The organism is Actinokineospora sp. NPDC004072, assembly GCF_053604195.1.
In genome coordinates, this window is sequence record NZ_JBSGHB010000016.1 from 21,128 (window position 1) to 40,816 (window position 19,689).

Genomic DNA, 19,689 nt, shown 5'->3' on the forward strand with positions numbered 1-19,689 from the left:
ATGACCCACCCCGAAGACACCCCCGGCGTCGAGCCGATCGCGATCGTCGGCGTCGCCGCCCGGGTGCCCGGCGCGGCCGACACCGCGGCCTTCTGGCGCAACCTCGTCGACGGCGTCGAGTCGGTCACCCGGTTCACCCGCGACGAGCAGATCGCCCGGGGCGCCAAGCCCGCCGAGGTGGACGACCCGGGCTGGGTGTCGGCGGCCCCGGTGGTCACCGGGTTCGACGAGTTCGACGCGGGCCTGTTCGGCATGTCCGAGCACGAGGCGCGCATCACCAGCCCCAACCACCGGCTGTTCATGGAGTCCTGCCTGAGCGCCCTGCAGGACGCGGGCTACGACCCGGCCCGCTACGACAGCCCCATCGGCGTCTACGCGGGCACCGGCGGCAACGACTACCTGTGGGAGAACGTGCTGCGCAACGCCGCGGTCGGCGCGTCGCCCTACAACGTGGTGTCGCTGGCGACGGGCAACTCGCCCAACTACGTCGGCACGCTGCCCGCCTACAAGCTCGACCTGCGCGGGCCGAGCATGACCGTGCACACGGCGTGCTCCACCTCGCTGGTCGCCTTCCACCTGGCCTGCGAGGCGCTGCGCAACCACGAGTGCGACATGGCGCTGGCGGGCGGGGTCAACATCGAGCTGCCGCACGGCGTCGGCTACCTGGGCATGGACGGCTTCACCTCGCCGGACGCGCACTGCCGCCCGTTCGACGCCGCCGCCAACGGCACGGTGTGGGGCAGCGGCGTCGGCGTCGCGCTGGTCAAGCGGCTCTCCGACGCCATCGCTGACGGCGACACCATCCGCGCGGTCGTGCTCGGCAACGCGATCAACAACGACGGGGCGGGCAAGGTCGGGTTCACCGCGCCGAGCCAGGACGGGCAGGCCGAGGCGATCGCGCAGGCCGTCGCCATGGCCGGGGTCGACCCGCGCAGCGTGACCTACATCGAGGCGCACGGCACCGGCACCGCGGTCGGCGACCCGATCGAGGTCGCCGCGCTGTCGTCGGTGTACGGCCAGGGCGTCGCCGACCGCGGCTGGTGCGGCATCGGCTCGGTCAAGTCCAACATCGGGCACCTGTCGCAGGCGGCGGGCATCATCAGCCTGATCAAGGTCGTGCTGGCGATGGAGCACGGGCTCATCCCGCCGACGATCAACTACGAGCGGCCCAACCCGGCCATCGACTTCGCCGCCACCCCGTTCTGGGTGGCCGACTCGCTGACCCGCTGGACCCCGGACGGGCCGCGCCGGGCCGGGGTCAGCTCCTTCGGCATCGGCGGCACCAACGCCCACGTCGTGCTGGAGCAGGCGCCCGCGCCCAAGCCCGCGCCCGCGGCGGCCGGGCCGCAGGTCGTCCAGGTGTCGGCGCGCAGCGCGGCGGCGCTGGAGCGGGCCGTCGCCGACCTCGCCGACCACCTCGCGGGCTCCGACGCCGCCCTGGCGGACGTGGCCATGACCCTGCGCGAGGGCCGCGCCGAGCACGCGCACCGGGTCGCCGTGGTCGCCGCGGACACCGCCGACGCCGCGGCGGCGCTCAAGGCCAAGCGCCGCCGGATCACCGGGGAGGCGAGCGCGCCGCGGGTGGCGTTCCTGTTCTCCGGCCAGGGCTCGCAGTACGCGGGCATGGCCGCGGCGCTCTACGAGCGCGAGCCGGTCTTCGCCGCCGCGGTGGACGAGTGCACCGCCGTGCTGGGCGACGACCTGCGCGCCCTGCTGCTCGACGCCGGGACCGGCGAGCTGGTCAACCAGACCGCCAACACCCAGCCCGCCCTGTTCACCGTCGAATACGCCCTGGCCAAGCTGTGGGAGTCGGTCGGCGTGCGGCCCGCCGCGCTGCTGGGCCACTCGATCGGCGAGTATGCCGCGGCGACCGTCGCGGGCGTGTTCAGCCTGCCCGACGCGCTGCGCGTGGTGGCCGAGCGCGGCAGGCTCATGCAGTCGCTGCCCGCGGGCTCGATGCTGGCGGTCCAGCTGGACGAATCCGCCGTCGAGCTGCCCGACGGGCTGTCCGTGGCGACGGTGAACGGCCCCGGCACGTGCGTGGTCGCGGGGGAGCCTGCCGCCATCGACGCCTACGCCGCCGAACTGGCCGAGCGCGGGGTCAAGGCCAAGGCGCTGCGCACCTCGCACGCCTTCCACTCGGCGATGATGGACCCGATCCTGCCCGCGTTCACCGAGTTCCTGCGCTCGGTGCCGCTCAACCCGCCCGCCATCCCCGTCCTGTCCAATGTGACCGGTGGCTGGCTGACCGCCGAGCAGGCCGTCGACCCCGCCTACTGGGCCGACCACCTGCGGCAGCCGGTGCGCTTCGGCGCGGCCGTGGCCACCCTGCTCGCCGCCGACGGGCCGTGGCAGCTCGTCGAGGTCGGCCCGGGCAGGCAGCTCGCGGGCCTGGCCCGCATGCAGGTCGCCAAGGCCGACCCGGCCCAGCGCGGCCTCGCCCCGCTGACCAGCCTGCCCGGCCAGGGCGAGCCGGAGGTCTTCGCCACCGCGGCGGCCACCCTGTGGACGCTCGGCGTCCCGGTGCGGCTGCCCGCCGCGCCCGGCGCGGGTCGGGTGCCGCTGCCGGTGTACCCGTTCGAGCGCAAGCGCTACTGGGTCGACCCCGACCCCGAGGAGGCGGTGGCCAAGCCGCGCGGGCCCCGCGGGCTGGCCGACTGGTTCGCCGTCCCGGTGTGGCGGCAGGCGGTGACCACCGCCCCGCGCGGCGAGCTGGGCCGCGTCCTGCTGCTGGGCGACGGGCCGCGCGCCGACGCGCTGGCCGCCGCGATGGACGCCGTGCGCGTGCGGGCGGGCGAGGCCTTCGCCAGCACCGACGACGGCTACACCGTCCGGCCGGGCGAGCGCGCCGACTACGACGCCCTGGTCGCGGCCTTGGGCGCGGACCTGCCCGGGCACGTCGTGCACGCCTTCGCCCTCGACGCCCCGCCCGCGGGCGAGGACCCCGCGGCGGTGTGGGCGGCCCAGGACCGCGGCTTCCACAGCGCGCTGGCCCTGGTGCAGGCGCTGGCCGACCGCGCGGTGCGCCTGGACATCGCCTGCACCGGCATCGGCGACGTCCGCGGCGACGACCTGACCCACCCCGAGCACGCCACGCTGCGCGGCATCGCCCGCGTCGTGCCCGCCGAGCTGCCCGACCTCGACCTGCGGCTCATCGACGCCGACACCGGCTCCGCGCTGCTCGACGAGCTGCGCAGGCCGACCACCGACCGCGAGGTCGCGCTGCGCGGCGCCCGCCGCTGGGTGATCGGGTTCGACGAGCTGGGCCTGCCCGAGGCCGCCGACGGCGTCCGGGAGGGCGGCCGCTACCTGATCACCGGCGGCCTCGGCGGCATCGGCATCACCCTGGCCGAGGACTTCGCCGTGCGCGCCAAGGCCAAGCTGGTGCTGACCGCGCGGGCGGGGCTGCCCCCGCGCGCGGAGTGGGACACCCACCTGGCCGTGCACGGCGACGGCCCGACCTCCCGCATCGGGCGGGCCATCGCCGCGATCCGGCGGATGGAGGCGGCCGGGGCGCAGGTGCTGGTGCTCGCCGCCGACGTGACCGATGTGGACAGCCTGCGCCGGGTGCGCGCCGCCGCGGTCGACGCCTTCGGCGGGCTCGACGGCATCGTGCACGCCGCGGGCGTGGCGGGCGGCGGCGTCGCCGAGGTCAAGCAGCGGGCGGCGGCCGAGCGCGTGCTGGCCCCCAAGCTCACCGGGACGCTGGCGCTGGCGTCGGTGTTCGGCGGCGACGAGCTGGACTTCGTCGTGCTGTGCTCGTCGGTGACCGCGGTGCTCGGCGGGTTCGGCCAGGTCGACTACTGCGCGGCCAACGCCTTCCTCGACGCGCACGCCCGCGCGGGCCGCGGCTGGCGCGCACCGCTGCTGTCGCAGAACTGGGGCGGCTGGGCCGAGCTGGGCATGGCCGTGGAGACCGCGGCGCTGGCCCAGTCCGGCACGGTCACCGTGGAGTCGGCCATCGACCACCCGGTGCTGACCACGCTGGCGGTGACCGGCGACCAGGCGGTCGCCCACGGGATCGTCACGCCCGCGACGCACTGGGTGCTCGACGAGCACCGCATCGGCGGGACGGCGGTCGTGCCCGGCACCGCGCACCTGGAGTGCGCGCGGGCCGCGTTCGCCGCCGCCGTGCCCGGCAGCGGGTGCGTCGAGCTGCGCGACGTCGCCTTCCTGGAGCCCTTCGCCGTCCCGGACGGGGACGCGGCGCGCTACGAGGTCGTGCTGTCGGTCTCCGGGGGCACCGCCGAGTTCCTGGTGCAGGGCAGGCGCGGCGGCGTCGTCACCAAGCACGTCGCGGGGACGGCGGAGTGGGCCGAGCCAGCGGGGGAGAAGATCGATGTCTCCGCCGTCGCCGCGCGGACCGCGCCGCTGGACGCCACGACCGGCTTCGGCACCGGCCGCACCAGCATGCTGGCCTTCGGGCCGCGCTGGGCGGCGCTGCGCGAGCACCGGGCCGGGGCCGATGAGGAGCTGGCCACGATCGTCGCCCCGCCCGCGGCGGCGGGCGACGACTGGGTGCTGCACCCGGCGCTGCTGGACGTGGCCACCGCCTTCGGCGCGGGCCGCGGGTCGGGGACCTACCTGCCCATGTCCTACGGCCGGGTCGTCGTGCGCGACCGGCTGCCCGAGCGCTTCCACAGCCACCTGCGCTACCGGCCCGCCGACGGCGACGAGGTGGTCGTGGCCGACCTGTCCGTTGTGGACGACGACGGGCGCGAGCTGGTGGCGGTCTCGGAGTTCCTGCTGCGCCGCGTCGACCAGGGCGCGGTGACCGGCGGGCTGGGCGCAGCGCCCGCCCCGGCCCGGCGGCGCGACCCGGCAGCAGGCGACATCGCCCCCGCCGACGGCGTGGCCGCCTTCCACCGCAGCCTGGCCGCCGGGCTGGGGCCGCAGGTGGTCATCACCCCGGTGGCGCTGGCCGAGATCGCCGCCCGCGCCGGCGCCCCGGCCGAGGCCGAGCCGGTCGCGGCCGCGGTCGAGGGCGACGCCTCCGCAGGCCCGCGCACCGAGCTGGAAGCGGTGATCGTGCGCGCCTGGCAGGAGAGCCTGGGCGTGTCCGCCGTCGGCGTGCACGACGACTTCTTCGCCCTCGGCGGCAACTCCCTGGTCGCCGTGCAGCTGATCGCCGCGCTGCGCAACGCCACCGGCGTGCGGCTGCCGATGCGCAGCCTGTTCGAGGTCCCCACGGTCGCCGGGCTGGCCGAGCGGATCGAGGAGCTGCGCGCCGAGGCCGAACCCGAGCCCGAACCCACCCAGACCATCCGCCGCCTCCCCCGCGCCTGAGAGGACGTCATGACCGACCTGGACACCGCGGCCCTGCCGCTGCTCGTCGAGCCCGACGGGCGCGCGATCACCGACCTGATCACCGACCGGCGCGCCGAGCTGCGCGCCGCCCTCGCCGACCGCGGGGCGCTGCTGTTCCGCGGGTTCGACGTGGGCGGGGTGGACGGCTTCGACGCCGTCGTGCGCGCCCTGTCCGGCGAGCCGCTGCTCTACACCGAGCGCTCATCGCCGCGCAGCACCATCAAGGGCCGCGTCTACACCTCGACCGACTACCCGCCGGACGAGGAGATCTTCCTGCACAACGAGAACTCCTACCAGGCGGCCTGGCCGCTGACGCTGTTCTTCTACTGCGTCGAGCCGCCCACCACCCTGGGCGCGACCCCGCTGGCCGACGTGCGCGAGGTCTACCGGCTGATCGATCCGCAGGTGCGCGCCGAGTTCGAGGCGCGCGGCTGGATGCTCGTGCGCAACTTCCACCCCGACTTCGGCGCGGCCTGGCAGGACACGTTCAACACCACCGACCGCGCCGAGGTCGAGCAGTACTGCGCGGCCAACGGGATCACCTGCCAGTGGCAGGGAAAGGACGGGCTGCGCACACGCGCGGTCCGCCGGGCGGTGCACCTGCGGCCCGGCTCCGACGTGCCGCGCTGGTTCAACCACATGGCGTTCTTCCACGTGAGCACCCTGCCCGCCGACCTCAGCGAGGGCCTGCGGTCGATGTTCGCCCCGGACGACCTGCCCACGAACACCTTCTACGGCGACGGGGCCGAGATCCCCGCCGACGTGCTCGACCACGTCCGCGGCGCCTACCGGGCCGCGACCACCCGATTCGACTACCACCGCGATGACGTGCTCGTGGTGGACAACATGACCGCCGCGCACGGGCGCGAGCCGTTCACCGGCCCGCGCAAGATCGCCGTCGCGATGGCCGAACCGCACGGGAGCCAGGGATGAGCCAGATGACCGTCGTGGTCAACGACGAGGAGCAGTACTCGGTGTGGGCCGCCGACCGCCCGCTCCCGGCCGGGTGGCGGTCCACCGGGTTCACCGGCGACCAGGCGGCGTGCCTGGCCCACATCGACCAGGTGTGGGTGGACATGCGCCCGCGCTCGGTGCGGGAGGCGTCGTGAGCAGGCAGTGGTCGTTCCCGGCCTCCTACGCCCAGGAGCGGGTCTGGTTCGCCAACCAGCTCGACCCCGCGTCGCCGGTCTACAACGTCTCGGCCCCGACCGAGCTGCCCGACGGGCTGACCCACGAGCAGGTGCGGTCGGTCCTGGCGGCCGTCGTCGAGCGGCACGAGTCGCTGCGCACGCACTTCGCCCTCGACGGCGACGCGCTGACGCAGGTCGTGCACGAGCGCGTCGAGGTCGACCCGCCGGTGGTCGACCTGCGGCACATCCCCTACGACGAGCAGCCCCCGCACATCGATGAGCTGGCCTCGCGCCTGGCCCGCACGGCCATCCCGCTGGACCAGCCGCCGCTGTGGCGCGCGGAGCTGGTGCGCCGCGGGGAGCGCCGGTGGACGCTGCTGCTGGTCGTGCACCACGCGGTGTTCGACAGCCGCTCCCAGGTCATCTACGACGGCGAGCTGCACGCCCGCGCCCAAGCCGCGCTGCGCGGGGAGGCGCTGGCGCTGCCCGAGCCGGAGATCCAGTACGCCGACTTCGCCGTCTGGCAGCGCGAGCACATCGCGGGCGACGAGCTGGCGCGGCGGGTCGAGCACTGGCGGCGGACGCTGGCGGGCGCGCCGCCGGTCATCGCCCTGCCCACCGACCGCCCCCGCCCCGACCGCATGGGCTTCGACGGCGACGAGGTGTGGTTCGACCTGCCGCCCGGCCTGCTCGACCGGGTCGGCGCGCTGGCGGCGTCGCTGTCGGCGACCCCGTACATGGTGCTGCTGGCGGCCTACGCGGCGCTGCTGGCCCGGCTGTCGGCCAGCGAGGACATCGTCGTCGGCGTCTCCACCGCGGGCCGCGACCGGCCGGAGCTGGTCGACCTGATCGGGATGTTCGTCAACCCGGTCGTCCTGCGCGCCGACGTCTCCGGCGACCCCGCCTTCACCGACCTGGTCTCCCGCGTCCGCGCCGCGCTGGCCGACGCGATGGACCACGGCGACACCCCGTTCCAGGCGGTCGTCGCCGACCTGGTGACCCGCCACGACCCCGCGGTGCAGCCGCTGTTCCAGGTCGCCTTCAACTTCGTCCCCGACTCCGGGTTCGACCAGGTGAAGCTGGGCACCACCAAGGACGACCTGGCCTTCGACATCACCACCGGCACCAGCCGCCTGCTCTACCGCACGGCCCTGTTCGACCGGGCCACGGCGGAGGCGATCGTCGCCCGCTACGTCCGCCTGCTCGACGCGGCGGTCGCCAGCCCGGACGCCCGGGTGTCGGCGCTGCCGCTGATGTCGGCGGAGGAGCGCGCCGCCGTCCTGGCCGCCAGCCGGGGCGAGGTCCGCGACCTCCCGGCGGAGCTGGTCCCCGCCCAGCTCGCCGCCCAGGTGACCCGCAGCCCGTCCGCCCCGGCACTGGTGTGCGGGGGACGCACGTTCAGCTATGCGGAGCTTCAGGCGTGCGTTGACGCCCTGCGCGCGAAGATGGCGGTCGGCCGCGGCGACATCGTGGCCCTGGCCCTGCCGCGCTCGCCGGAACTGGTCGTGGCCGTCCTCGCCACCCTCCACTCCGGAGCGGCCTACCTCCCGCTGGACACCGACCACCCCCCGGCCCGGCTGGCCGCCCTGCTCGCCGATGCCCGCCCCGCCCTCGTCCTGACCACGGCGGACACCGCCGCTCTCCTCCCCGCGGACACTCCGACGCTGGCGGTGGCGCTCGACGCGGCCGACCCGCTGCCCGCCGCCCCGGTCCTCCCGGCCGATCCCGCCTACGTCCTCTACACCTCCGGGTCCACCGGGCTGCCCAAGGGCGTCGTCGTGGAGCACCGGGCGCTGGCGGCGTACCTGGCGTGGGCGCGGGCGACCTACCCGGGGCTGGCGGGCGAGGTGCTGTTGCACTCCCCGGTGACGTTCGACTTCACCGTCACCGGCCTGCTCGGCACCCTGACCGCGGGCGGCACCATCCGCCTCGCCGGGCTGGATGAGCCCGCAGGCCCGCAGCCGCCCGCGTTCGTCAAGGCCACGCCCGGCCAGCTCCCGCTGCTGGACGCGGCCCGCTCCCCGAGCGCGGACCTCGTGCTCGGCGGCGAGGCGCTGACCGCCGAGCAGCTGCGGCCCTGGCGCGCGGCCAACCCGGGCGCGACGGTGGTCAACGAGTACGGGCCGACCGAGGTCACGGTGGGCAGCGTCGCCGCGGTGATCGCCCCGGGCGCGGAGCTGCCGCCGGGCCCGGTCTCGATCGGCACGCCGACGTGGAACACCGATGCGTACGTGCTCGACGCCGCGCTCGCCCCGGTGCCCGACGGCGTGGTGGGCGAGCTGTACCTCGCGGGCGCCCAGCTGGCCCGCGGCTACCTCAACCGGCCGGGCCTGACCGCCGAGCGCTTCCTGCCGTGCCCGTTCGGCGAGCCGGGCTCCCGCATGTACCGCACCGGCGACCTGGTCCGCAGGCGCCGCGACGGGGTGCTGGAGTACCTGGGCCGCGCCGACCAGCAAATCAAGCTGCGCGGTATCCGCATCGAGCCCGCCGAGGTCGAGGCCGCCCTGCTGGCCCTGCCTGGCGTGCAGGCGGCGGTGGTGATCGCCCACCACGACAACACCCCCGCCGACACCTCCGCAGGCACCCCCGACGACGCCCGCCTGGTCGCCTACGTCGTCGGCGACCCCGGCCCCGCCGTCGACACCCTCCCCACCGTCCTCCCACCGCACCTGGTCCCCTCGGACGTGCTCACAGTCGACGCGATCCCCTTGACCCCCAACGGCAAGCTGGACCGCGCCGCCCTGCCCGCGCCCACCCGCAGGGAGCGCGGCTACGTCGCGCCGCGGACCCCGGCGGAGGAGCTGGTGGCGGAGGTGTTCGCCGACATCCTCAACCTCCCGAAGGTCGGCGCGTTCGACCACTTCCTCGAACTGGGCGGCAACTCCCTGCGCGGCATGCGCGCGATGGCCCGCATCCGCGCCGAAATCGAGGTCGACGTCCCCATGCGCGCCTTGTTCACCCACCCGGTGGTCGCCGACCTGGCCGCCGAGATCGACAAGGCCATCGCCGCCGAGGTCGCCGCCCTCTCCGACACCGAGGTAGCCGCCCTCCTGGCCGACCAGGACCCCACCCCATGACACGCCCCCACCCAACGCCGCACCCACCCACGCCAGGGACCACCCCACGCACGGTCCCAGCCGTAGGCGCCTCCCTCCCCGAACAGTGGGCAGGCGTCATCGCCACCTCACGGGAGGGAACCACCCCTCCCGCAGGCGAATGGGCGCAGCCTCCCCGCACCGACCGCAGCGCACGCGCCACCACCCCCGGTGCGCGGCCGCCCGCCCGGGACGCGCAGGACAGCGCCCTCCCACGGACGTCTGCGGGCAGCGCCTACCCGCGGGCGTCAGCAGGCCGCGCCCTCACGCAGGCGTCTCCGGGCAGTGCCCTCCGGCGGGCGTCTGCGGACTTCGCCCTCGAGCGGCCGTTCGCGGGCAGCGCCTTCCCACGGGCGTCTGCGGACAGCGCCTTCCCGCCGGCGTCAGCAGGCCGCGCCTTCGCGCAGGTGGCTGCGGGCGGTGCCTTCCCGCGGGCGTGTGCGGGCAGCGCCCTCCGGAGGGCGTCTGCGGGTCGCGCCCGTGGTGGGGCGGTCGCCGGGACTGCCCCTGGGCACAGCACGAAGTCAGCTAGCGACGAGGAGCATGCCGCATGACCGCCGCCCCCGAGGCCACCGACCGTTCGGCGGCTGCCGCTGCACTGCTGGCCAAGCGGCTGCGCAAGCGGGCGGCTGCGCCGCGGGCGGTGATCGAGCGGCGGCCGGAGGGGGTGGCGCCGCCGCTGTCGTTCGCCCAGGAGCGGGTCTGGTTCATGGACCAGATCGCCCCGGGGGAGGCGGCGTACCACATCGCCGTGCCGCTGCGCGTGCGCGGACCGCTGGACGAGGCCGCGCTGCGAACCGCGCTCGCCGCGCTCACCGACCGGCACGAGGCACTGCGCACCCGGTTCCCCGCCGACGCCGACGGCAGGCCGATGGCCGTCGTCGCCGAGCACGTCGACGTGCCGTTGCGGCATGCCAGCGCCGCCGATGAGGCCGCCGCGCAGGCGATCGTCGACCAGGCGGTGCTGGAGCCGTTCGACCTCGCCGCGGGGCCGCTGCTGCGCGCCCTGCTCATTCAGTTGTCCGAAGTAGACCACATCCTCCTTCTGACCCAGCATCACATCGTCGGCGACGGGTGGTCCGTCGACGTCCTGCTCCGCGACCTCATCGCCAGCTACCACGGCCGCGTGCTGCCCGAACTCCCCGTGCAGTACGGGGATTTCGCGCACTGGGAGGCGAACCGGCCCGCGGAGGCGCATCTCGACTACTGGCGCGACCGCCTCTCCGGGGTCGAGCCGCTCGACCTCCCCACCGACCATGCTCGACCCGCAACCCAGACATATCAAGGCGATTTCGTCGAATTCACGATCAGCGAACAGATCGCGGGCAAGCTCCGCGACTTGGCCGCCGACCACGGCGGCACGCTGTTCATGACCCTCCTCGCCGCCTACCAGGTCCTGCTGTCCCGCCACAGTGGACAGCACGACTTCGCCGTCGGCGTCTCCTCGGCAGGCCGGTCCGCGCCGGAGCTGGAGAACGTCGTCGGCATGTTCATCAACATGCTGCCCATGCGGGCCGACCTCGCCGACGACCCGACCTTCACCGAGCTCCTCGCCCGCACCAAGCGCAGCGTCCTCGACGCCTTCGAGCACGCCGAGGTGCCCTTCGCCCGGGTCGTCCAGGAGCTCGGCGTCCCCCGCGACGTCAGTCGCTCGCCGGTCTTCCAGAGCATGTTCGTGCTCCAGAACTACGAGATGGGCCGCTTCGCCGACGACGCCGCGGCCAGCGACGTCACCTTCGAGTGGACCCCGATGGAGCTGCGGGCCACCCGGTTCGACTTCGAGCTGCACGTCGTCGAGGTCACCGGCGGCCTGTGGGGCAAGCTGGTCTACAACACCGACCTGTTCGACCGTGCCACCGTCGAGCTGATCGCCGAGCGCTGGAAGGCCCTGCTCACCGCCCTCACCGCCGACCCCGGCGCCCAGGTGTCCCGAGTGGACATCCGCGCCGCGGCAGACCGGGCCGTCCCGGCGGCCGCCAACGCGACCGAGCGCCCCTTCCCCGACACGACCCTGCACGCCCTGGTCGAGGCCCAGGTCCAGCGCACCCCGGACGCTCCGGCCGTCACCTTCGAGGGCAGCACCCTCACCTACGCCCAGCTCAACGCCCGGGCCAACCAGGTCGCCCACCGGCTCATCGAGCGGGGCGCGGGTCCGGAGACCCTCGTCGCCGTCTGCGCCAACCGGTCGCTGGAGCTCCCGGTCGCCCTGCTCGGCATCCTCAAGGCGGGCGCGGCCTACCTCCCGCTGGACCCGGAGTACCCGGCCGACCGCCTCACCTTCATGATCGAGGACGCCCAGGCCCCGGTGGTCCTGGCCACCCGCGAGTTCAAGAGCACCGCGGGGAACGTCCTCGTCCTCGAAGACGACTTCGCCGACTGCCCCACGCACAACCCGGACAGCCGCGCGACGCCCGACAACGCCGCGTACGTCATCTACACCTCCGGCTCCACCGGCCGCCCCAAGGGCGTCCCGAACACCCACCGGGGCATCGTCAACCGCCTGGACTGGATGCAGGACGCCTATCGGCTCGACGGCACCGACAGCGTCCTGCAGAAGACCCCCTTCGGCTTCGACGTCTCCGTCTGGGAGTTCTTCTGGCCCCTGCAGACCGGCGCGCGGCTGGTGCTGGCCAAGCCGGGCGGCCACAAGGACGCGGCCTACCTGCGCGAGCTGATCGACCAGGAGCGCATCACCACCGCGCACTTCGTGCCGTCGATGCTCGGCGTCTTCCTCGGCGAGCAGGCCGCCTGCCCGAGCCTGCGGCGGGTCATCTGCAGCGGTGAGGAGCTGCCGCTGGCCACCGCGCGCGAGTTCATCACCCGCTTCCCGCACACCGAGCTGCACAACCTCTACGGCCCCACCGAGGCCGCCATCGACGTCACCGCGTGGCACTGCGCGAACCTCGACGGCCTCACCGCGGTCCCCATCGGCGCGCCCATCGCCAACCTGCGCGTGCACATCCTCGACAAGCACGGCGTGGAGACCCCGATCGGCGTCGCGGGCGAACTGCACATCGGCGGTGTCGGCGTCGCCCGCGGCTACCACCGCCGACCGGCCCTGACCGCGGAGAAGTTCGTCCCCGACCCGCACGCCCCGGGCGCCCGGCGCTACGCCACCGGCGACTCCGCCCGCTGGCGGCGCGACGGCACCGTCGAGTTCCTCGGCCGCCTCGACCACCAGGTCAAGCTGCGCGGCCTGCGCATCGAGCTGGGCGAGATCGAGTCGGCCCTGCGCGACCTGCCGGAGGTCGCCGACGCGGCGGTCATCGTCCGCCAGGACACCCCTGGCGACCAGCGCCTGACCGCCTACCTCGTCGGCGGGGCCGACCACGCCGAGGTCAAGGCCGCGCTGAAGAAGCGGCTGCCCGAGTACATGGTGCCAACGGCGATCGTCGACCTCGACGCGCTGCCGCTGACCCCCAACGGCAAGCTCGACCGCAAGGCCCTGCCCGCCCCGCAGGTCACCCGCAGCGGCGAGCTGGTCGAGCCGCGCACCGACACCGAGCGCGCCTTGGCCGCCATCTGGACCGACGTGCTCGCCATCCCCGCGGTCGGCATCGATGACGACTTCTTCGACCTCGGCGGGCACTCCCTGCTGGCCACCCAGGTGGTCGCCAGGATCAGGAAGATCCCCGACGCCCGCCCGGTCGGCGTGATGGACCTGTTCACCCACCGCACCATCCGCGACCTCGCCGAGTTCATGGGCGGGACCGACAGCGGCCCCCGCAAGCTCCTCTACGAGCTGACCAAGGCCAAGGCCCCCGCGCTGACCTACGTCTGCGTCCCCTACGGCGGCGGCAGCGCCATCGTCTACCAGCCCCTCGCCGACGCCCTGCCGGACGACCACGCCCTGTTCAGCGTCGCCATCCCCGGCCACGACGTCGGCCTCGACGAGGCCGCCCTGCCCTTCGACGAGCTGACCACCCGCATCGCCGACGAGATCCGCGAGCGCGTCACCGGCCCGCTCGCGCTCTACGGGCACTGCGGCGTCGGCAGCGCCATCACCGCTGAGGTCGCCCGCAAGCTGGAGACGGCCGGGCGCGACCTCGAAGCGGTCTACATCGGCGCGATGTTCCCGTTCGCCCGCCCCAAAGGCCCGTTCGCCACCGCGCGGACCAAGCTGGAGAAGCTGCGCTCCAACCGGCACTACGCGAGCTGGCTGAAGTCGATGGGCGTCGACACCGACGAGATCGACCCCGAGCAGGCCGACCGGATCATCAGCAACATGCGCGCCGACTCGCGCGCCGCCGAGGACTACTTCACCGACCTGCTCGACCGCGGGGCCGACAAGCTGCGCGCCCCCGTCATCTCCGTGGTGGGCTCGCAGGACCCGGTGACCGACTACTACGCCGAGCGCTACGCCGAGTGGCAGTTCCTCAGCGACACCCTCGGGCTGGTCGTGCTGGACGAGGCGGGCCACTTCTTCCTCAAGTACCGCGCCGACGAGCTGGCCGAGATCGTCTCCCGCACGCACCGCGCGATCGCCGCGGGGGACACCGCGGAGCTGTCCGACCGCGGCGACGACGCCCCGTGGGACCTGCGGGACTGGCAGGTGGTGGGCACGCGGGCGCCGTCGTCGGTCACCCCGAGCATGCCGCGCTTCCTCGCCGTCGCCCTCGGCCAGCTCATCGCCACGACCGGCGCGGCGCTGACCGCCTTCGCCCTGCCCATCTGGCTCTACACCCGCACCGGCTCGGTCACCGACCTCGGCCTGCTGTGGGCGCTGGCGCTGCTGTGCGGGGTGGTCATGCTGCCCATCGCGGGCGGGGTGATCGACCGGGTGGACCGGCGGCGGGTCATGCTCGCGGCCAGCTGCGCGTCCGGGGCCATCCAGCTGGTGCTGGCCGGGCTGCTGTGGACCGAGCGCATCGAGCTGTGGCACATCTACGTCCTGGTGTCGCTGAGCCAGGTCGCCGCGTCCTTCCAGCGGCTGGCGTTCCAGTCGTCGGTGCCGCAGCTGGTGCCCAAGCGCTACCTCGGGCACGCGATGGGCATCGCCCAGCTCTCCAGCGGGTTCGCGCTGCTGCTCATGCCGATCCTGGCCGCGGGGCTGCTGGCGCAGATCGGGCTGCGCGGGATCGTGCTCATCGACGTCGGCGGCTACGTCCTGGCCATCGTCACGGTGCTGCTCGTGCGCTTCCCGGACATGCTGGGCTGGCGGCCGCGCGAGCCGCTGGCCACCGCCATCCTCAACGGTCTGCGCTACTCCTGGCGCCACCGCGGCTTCCGGCTGATGCTGGGCTACTTCGCCCTCGGCAACGTCTTCCTCGCCCCCGCGCTCGTGCTGACCACCCCGCTGGTGCTCTCCTTCGGCGACATCGGCGACGTGGCCACCATCGCCCTCGCCGAGGCCGTCGGCGCGCTGGCGGGCGGCCTGGCGATGGCGGTGTGGGGCGGGCCGCGCGGTCGCCGGATGATCGGCGTGCTGTGCTTCAACCTGGGCACCGCGCTGGGCTGCCTGGCCATCGGCGTGCACCCGTCGGTGGTCGCGGTGGGCGCCGGCGTGTTCTTCATGGCCATGTCGATGGCCCTGGCCCAGGGCGTCTACGCCACGATCGTGCAGGTCAAGGTGCCCCAGCGGTTCCACGGGCGGGTGTTCGCGATCAACCAGACGCTGTCCTGGTCGACGCTGCCCATCGGCTTCGCCCTGCTCGCCCCGCTGGCCACCGCCGCGTTCGAGCCGATGCTGGCCCCCGACGGCGCGCTGGCGGGCACCGTGGGCGCGGTGATCGGCACCGGGCCGGGCCGCGGCATCGGCTTCGCCTACGTCGTCTTCGGCGTGCTGCTGGTCCTGGTGACCGCGGGCGGCTGGGCCGTTCGGACGCTGCGCCGCTTCGACACCGAGGTGCCCGACTCGCTGCCGGATGACCTGGTCGGAGCCCAGGAACGGGCCAATCGGCTGGCCCGTCACCGGTCCGTGACTATGACCGATTTGTCACCGGAGGATGACGCAGCAGGTCAGGGACGTGACGGGGAGTCAGAGGTTGCCGTGAGATAACGCACAGATCACGACGACGGCTTGCCTTGGTCCGCCGCATCCGCCTGAATGTCCGCATGGGTAGACACCGCCTCGCCGACGCGGAGGGCCGAAGTCTCCGGTCCCTGTTCTCCGGCCGCCGACGTCGTGACGACCTGATGTCCCGCAGCTTCCGCGACTGCGCCTCCTGCGGAGCCGACGTGTATGTCCTGGCCGAGGACTGCCGGGACTGCGGCGAACCCCTGGAACTGCGCGCCAGCTGACCGCCTGCGGACCAGCAGGAGCACTGCCACCGCGGCCAGCCCCAGCGCCGCGGCCGACCCACTCGTGATCCACACCACCGCGGGCGGCCCGGGCGCCTGCGGGGCGACCGACGCCAGCCGCACGTCGTGCACCAGGGCGTGGTCGTCGGCGCCTTGGAGCGTCGCCACGTGGCCCCGGTAGCCCTGGGCGTCGACGTCGATCGTCAGCCCGGTGACCGGCAGCGGGCCGTCGGGGTCCTGGACGAACTCGTACACCCCGTTCTCGTCGGTCGTCGCCGTGTCGGCGGTCCACTCCCCGTCGAGCCGCACGTAGGCGTTGCGCACCGGCTCACCGGTGGCCGAGTCGACCACCGTCCCGCGGATGACCGGGACGAACCCCTCGTCATCGGGGTCGACCTCCGGCGCAGGTAGTCGTCGTCGGCGGAGCAGCCGGGGAAGCCGAACTCGATGCCGCGCCTGTCGATGACCCATCTAAACCCGCAGCCAGGCCGCCGGTGTGCTTGGTCACCACTAGGTGGAAGTCGACCGGGGACGCAGGCCGAGAACGTGGCGAATGCGCGCATGGGCAAGCCCCCCAGTGATCAAGTTGGGCAATCGTGCCACAGCGCGGCGAACCGATACAGAGCCAGTGGTCCCGCCCACTTCCGGGGCGCGAACGGGCGTTGACCGCGCGATACTGCCGGGTAACCTCGGCCCGTCTCATAGGGAGCCCGCATGGCCCGCCTCGCCCAGACCGCCGGTCTCACCGACGTCCAGCAGGAGATCCTGGCGACGGTCAAGGACTTCGTCGACAAGGAGATCATCCCGCACGCGCAGGCGCTGGAGCACGCCGACGAGTACCCGGCGGACATCGTCGCGGGCATGCGGGAGATGGGGCTGTTCGGCCTGACCATCCCCGAGGAGTACGGCGGCCTCGGCGAGTCCCTGCTGACCTACGCGCTGGTCGTGGAGCAGATCGCCCGCGGCTGGATGAGCGTCTCCGGGGTCATCAACACCCACTTCATCGTCGCGCACATGCTCAAGCAGCACGGCACCGACGAGCAGAAGGCGCACTACCTGCCCAAGATGGCCACCGGCGAGATCCGCGGCTCCTTCTCCATGTCCGAGCCCGACCTGGGCTCCGACGTCGCCGCGATCAAGACCCGCGCCCGCCGCGACGGCGAGGGCTACGTCGTCGACGGGGCCAAGATGTGGCTGACCAACGGCGGCTCGTCCAACCTCATCGCCCTGCTGGTCAAGACCGACGAGGGCGCGCCCAAGGCCCACCAGAACCTGACCACCTTCCTGGTGGACAAGCCCGAGGGCTTCGGCGAGGTCGCCCCCGGCCTGACCATCCCCGGCAAGATCGACAAGATGGGCTACAAGGGCGTCGACACCACCGAGGCGGTCTTCGACGGCTACCGGATCGGCGCGGACAAGATCCTCGGCGGCGCCCCGGGCAAGGGCTTCGCGCACATGATGGACGGCGTGGAGGTCGGCCGGGTCAACGTGGCCGCGCGGGCGTGCGGCATCGCCATCCGCGCCTTCGAGCTGGCCGTGGACTACGCCCAGCAGCGGCGCACCTTCGGCAAGCCGATCGCCGAGCACCAGGCGGTGGCCTTCAAGCTCGCCGAGATGGCGACCAAGGTCGAGGCCGCCCACCTGATGATGGTCAACGCGGCCCGGCTGAAGGACTCCGGCCAGCGCAACGACGTCGAGGCGGGCATGGCCAAGCTGATCGCGTCGGAGTACTGCGCCGAGGTCACCCAGGAGTCCTTCCGCATCCACGGCGGCTACGGCTACTCCAAGGAGTACGAGATCGAGCGGCTGATGCGCGAGGCCCCGTTCCTGCTCATCGGCGAGGGCACCAGCGAGATCCAGAAGACGATCATCTCCCGCGGCCTGCTGCGGGAGTACCGGTCGCGCGGCTGAGGCAACACCCGGGGCCCCGGCGGGCACAACCGGGTATGACGACCGATAGCGAGCTGTGGGCGGCCGGGAGCGGCGCCGCCTTCGCCGTGCTGTTCGACCGGCACGCGAAGGCGGTCTACAACCACTGCTTCCGGCTGACCGCCTCGTGGGCGGCGGCCGAGGACCACACGCAGAGCACGTTCCTGCTGGCCTGGCGCAAGCGCGACCAGGTGGTCCTCCAGCGCGACTCGCTGCTGCCGTGGCTGCTGGCCGCGGCCACCAACGTCGTGCGCGCCGACCGCCGCTCGCTCGCCCGCAGGCTCCGCCTCGCCACCCGCGTCCCCGCCGACCCCCCGACCCCCGACCACGCCGACGACGTGGCAGGCCGCATCGACGACCAGCGCCGCATGGCCGAGGTCATCGCCGCGGTCGCCAAACTCCCCCGAGCCCAACGCGAAGCCGTCGCGCTGTGCCTGTGGTCGGAGGTGTCCTACGCGGACGCCGCCGCGGTCCTGGGGATAGCGGAGGCCAGCGTCCGGGCGCGGGTGAGCAAGGCCAGGACCCGGCTGGCCGACCTGCTCGCGGCATCGGCCGTCGCCGCACTCGCCACCGAGGAGACCGCATGATCGAGCTGCCCCCACCCCGCGACCTGCCGCCGCACCGGCAGGCCCGCATCCGCGCCGAGATCGTCCGCGCGGTGGACGGCCCGCCCCGGCGGCGCTGGATCGCCCCCCTGGCCACCGGGCTGGCCGCGGCCGCCGCGGTGGCGGTGTGGCTCGTGCCCCGCGAGGGCACGGCGCCCATCGACCCCGCCGCGAGCCCCGGGGTCGCCACCACGGCGGCTCCGACGGTGACCGGCCCGTCCTCGGGGTTCCCCGGGGTGTCCTCGCGGATGGTGGAGGAGATGGAGCGCGGCTGCGCCCTGATCACGAACTACGAGTCCAGCACCCCGCCCACCCCCGAGAGCAGCGACACCGCCGAGACCATCCGGCTGCGCAACCTGCTCGACGACGAGGCGGGGCGTCTGGTCCTGATCGTCGGCGCCGGCCGCATGGTCCAGTGCTCCGTCGAGCCGAACGGCCACTACACCGGCGGGTTCACCGTCTTCGGCCAGCAGGTCGACCCCGACCCCGGACCGGTGACCCTCGACCTGGCCACCTCCAGCCCGGGGGAGCGGGTGCTGGGCTTGCGGGGCTCGCAGGTGGTGGCGGGCCGGATCTTCGACGACCGGGTCGTGCGCGTGACCGTCACCTGCGACGGGCGCACCGCGGACGCCACCGTCGCCAACGGCACCTACCTGGTCCGGTTCCTGCACGGGACCGACTGGAAGTCACCTGCGAAGGCCGACGTGCGGGTCACCGCCTACGACGCCAACGGCGCCGAGGTGGGCGCGGTCATCACGTAGGCCGGTATCGGGTTCGCACCGGTCAGGGCTACTTGGCACTATGGTGGCATGACCGGTGCGTTCTCCGGCTCTGGCCGCAACCAGGGCCTGCCCAAGGTCCCGACGCCGCCCACGGGGTGGCCGATCGGGTCCTACGCCACCTACCAGGAGGCCCACCGCGCCGTGGAGCACCTGGCTGGCAATGAGTTCCCGGTCGAGGAGGTCACCATCGTCGGCGTCGACGTGATGCTGGTCGAACGGGTGATCGGGCGGTTGAGCTGGCCGAAGGTGCTGGGCACCGGGGCGCTGTCGGGGGCCTGGTTCGGGCTGTTCGTCGGCCTGCTGCTGGGCCTGTTCAGCACCCAGCAGGCCTCCTTCGCCCCGATCCTGGTCGGCCTGGCCGCCGGTGTGGTGTTCGGCCTGGTCTTCGCCGCCGTCGGGTACGCCAGCACGCGCAGCCGCGACTTCGCCTCCGCAACCCAGCTCGTCGCGGGCCGCTACGACGTGCTGGCCCAGCCGCGCAACGCCGAGCGCGGGCGCGATCTGCTCGCCAAGCTGGCCATGCGCCCCAGCTAGCGCGCCCGGGTCGAATTGCGGGTGCTGATCACCGGACTTAGGTTCGGGTGACCGGTGCGCGCGGGCC

10 protein-coding genes are annotated in these 19,689 nt (G+C 73.9%); 9 read left to right on the forward strand and 1 reads right to left on the reverse strand.

All coding sequences use genetic code 11. From position 1 onward, the window contains the following. The 5 genes from ACWEPX_RS23745 (at position 1) to ACWEPX_RS23765 (ending at position 15,530) form a co-directional block, all read left to right on the forward strand. Entirely contained in the window at positions 1 to 5,286 is a 5,286-nt protein-coding gene (locus ACWEPX_RS23745) for a type I polyketide synthase (RefSeq protein WP_451899422.1), read from the forward strand. A 9-nt stretch (positions 5,287 to 5,295) separates the two neighbouring features. Next, positions 5,296 to 6,240 (forward strand): TauD/TfdA family dioxygenase, encoded by a 945-nt coding sequence (locus ACWEPX_RS23750; protein WP_451899423.1) that lies wholly within the window; start codon positions 5,296 to 5,298, stop codon positions 6,238 to 6,240. Beyond that, the gene (locus ACWEPX_RS23755; RefSeq protein ID WP_451899424.1) at positions 6,237 to 6,416 is read left to right on the forward strand and encodes an MbtH family protein; all 180 of its coding nucleotides are present in this window, start codon (positions 6,237 to 6,239) and stop codon (positions 6,414 to 6,416) included. Before ACWEPX_RS23750 ends, ACWEPX_RS23755 begins: the two co-directional genes overlap by 4 nt. Continuing rightward, the gene (locus ACWEPX_RS23760; RefSeq protein WP_451899425.1) at positions 6,413 to 9,514 is read left to right on the forward strand and encodes a non-ribosomal peptide synthetase; all 3,102 of its coding nucleotides are present in this window, start codon (positions 6,413 to 6,415) and stop codon (positions 9,512 to 9,514) included. The genes ACWEPX_RS23755 and ACWEPX_RS23760 overlap by 4 nt, the downstream gene beginning before the upstream one ends. Positions 9,515 to 10,082: 568 nt before the next feature. After that, positions 10,083 to 15,530 (forward strand): non-ribosomal peptide synthetase/MFS transporter, encoded by a 5,448-nt coding sequence (locus tag ACWEPX_RS23765; protein WP_451899426.1) that lies wholly within the window; start codon positions 10,083 to 10,085, stop codon positions 15,528 to 15,530. An 8-nt stretch (positions 15,531 to 15,538) separates the two neighbouring features. On the opposite strand, the gene ACWEPX_RS23770 is transcribed toward ACWEPX_RS23765, so the two are convergent. Beyond that, positions 15,539 to 16,243 (reverse strand): carboxypeptidase regulatory-like domain-containing protein, encoded by a 705-nt coding sequence (locus tag ACWEPX_RS23770; RefSeq protein WP_451899427.1) that lies wholly within the window; start codon positions 16,241 to 16,243, stop codon positions 15,539 to 15,541. A gap of 243 nt (positions 16,244 to 16,486) precedes the next feature. On the opposite strand from ACWEPX_RS23770, the gene ACWEPX_RS23775 reads away from it, so the two are divergent. Genes ACWEPX_RS23775 through ACWEPX_RS23790 form a run of 4 tightly spaced genes read left to right on the forward strand, consistent with a single transcriptional unit; the run spans position 16,487 to position 19,622 of the window. Further along, on the forward strand, positions 16,487 to 17,683 hold the full coding sequence (locus tag ACWEPX_RS23775; RefSeq protein ID WP_451899428.1) for an acyl-CoA dehydrogenase family protein: 1,197 nt from the start codon (positions 16,487 to 16,489) through the stop codon (positions 17,681 to 17,683). Positions 17,684 to 17,718: 35 nt separating this feature from the next. Further along, a complete protein-coding gene (locus tag ACWEPX_RS23780) occupies positions 17,719 to 18,288 on the forward strand; it encodes an RNA polymerase sigma factor (protein WP_451899429.1) in 570 nt (189 codons plus the stop codon). Further along, positions 18,285 to 19,067 carry a hypothetical protein gene (locus ACWEPX_RS23785; RefSeq protein WP_451899430.1) on the forward strand — a complete coding sequence of 261 codons (783 nt, stop codon included), beginning with the start codon at positions 18,285 to 18,287 and terminating at the stop codon, positions 19,065 to 19,067. The genes ACWEPX_RS23780 and ACWEPX_RS23785 overlap by 4 nt, the downstream gene beginning before the upstream one ends. Positions 19,068 to 19,115: 48 nt before the next feature. After that, positions 19,116 to 19,622: a general stress protein gene (locus ACWEPX_RS23790; protein ID WP_451899431.1), complete on the forward strand. Its 507-nt coding sequence runs from the start codon at positions 19,116 to 19,118 to the stop codon at positions 19,620 to 19,622. Positions 19,623 to 19,689 lie beyond the last annotated feature (67 nt).

Bases quoted from the DNA above. Each gene is read 5' to 3' on its own strand.
- ACWEPX_RS23750 (WP_451899423.1), top strand. From the start codon at position 5,296: ATGACCGACCTGGACACCGCGGCCCTGCCGCTGCTCGTCGAGCCCGAC.
- ACWEPX_RS23785 (WP_451899430.1), top strand. From the start codon at position 18,285: ATGATCGAGCTGCCCCCACCCCGCGACCTGCCGCCGCACCGGCAGGCC.
- ACWEPX_RS23790 (WP_451899431.1), top strand. From the start codon at position 19,116: ATGACCGGTGCGTTCTCCGGCTCTGGCCGCAACCAGGGCCTGCCCAAG.
- ACWEPX_RS23745 (WP_451899422.1), top strand. From the start codon at position 1: ATGACCCACCCCGAAGACACCCCCGGCGTCGAGCCGATCGCGATCGTC.
- ACWEPX_RS23780 (WP_451899429.1), top strand. From the start codon at position 17,719: ATGACGACCGATAGCGAGCTGTGGGCGGCCGGGAGCGGCGCCGCCTTC.
- ACWEPX_RS23770 (WP_451899427.1), bottom strand. From the start codon at position 16,243: ATGGGTCATCGACAGGCGCGGCATCGAGTTCGGCTTCCCCGGCTGCTC.
- ACWEPX_RS23775 (WP_451899428.1), top strand. From the start codon at position 16,487: ATGGCCCGCCTCGCCCAGACCGCCGGTCTCACCGACGTCCAGCAGGAG.
- ACWEPX_RS23755 (WP_451899424.1), top strand. From the start codon at position 6,237: ATGAGCCAGATGACCGTCGTGGTCAACGACGAGGAGCAGTACTCGGTG.
- ACWEPX_RS23765 (WP_451899426.1), top strand. From the start codon at position 10,083: ATGACCGCCGCCCCCGAGGCCACCGACCGTTCGGCGGCTGCCGCTGCA.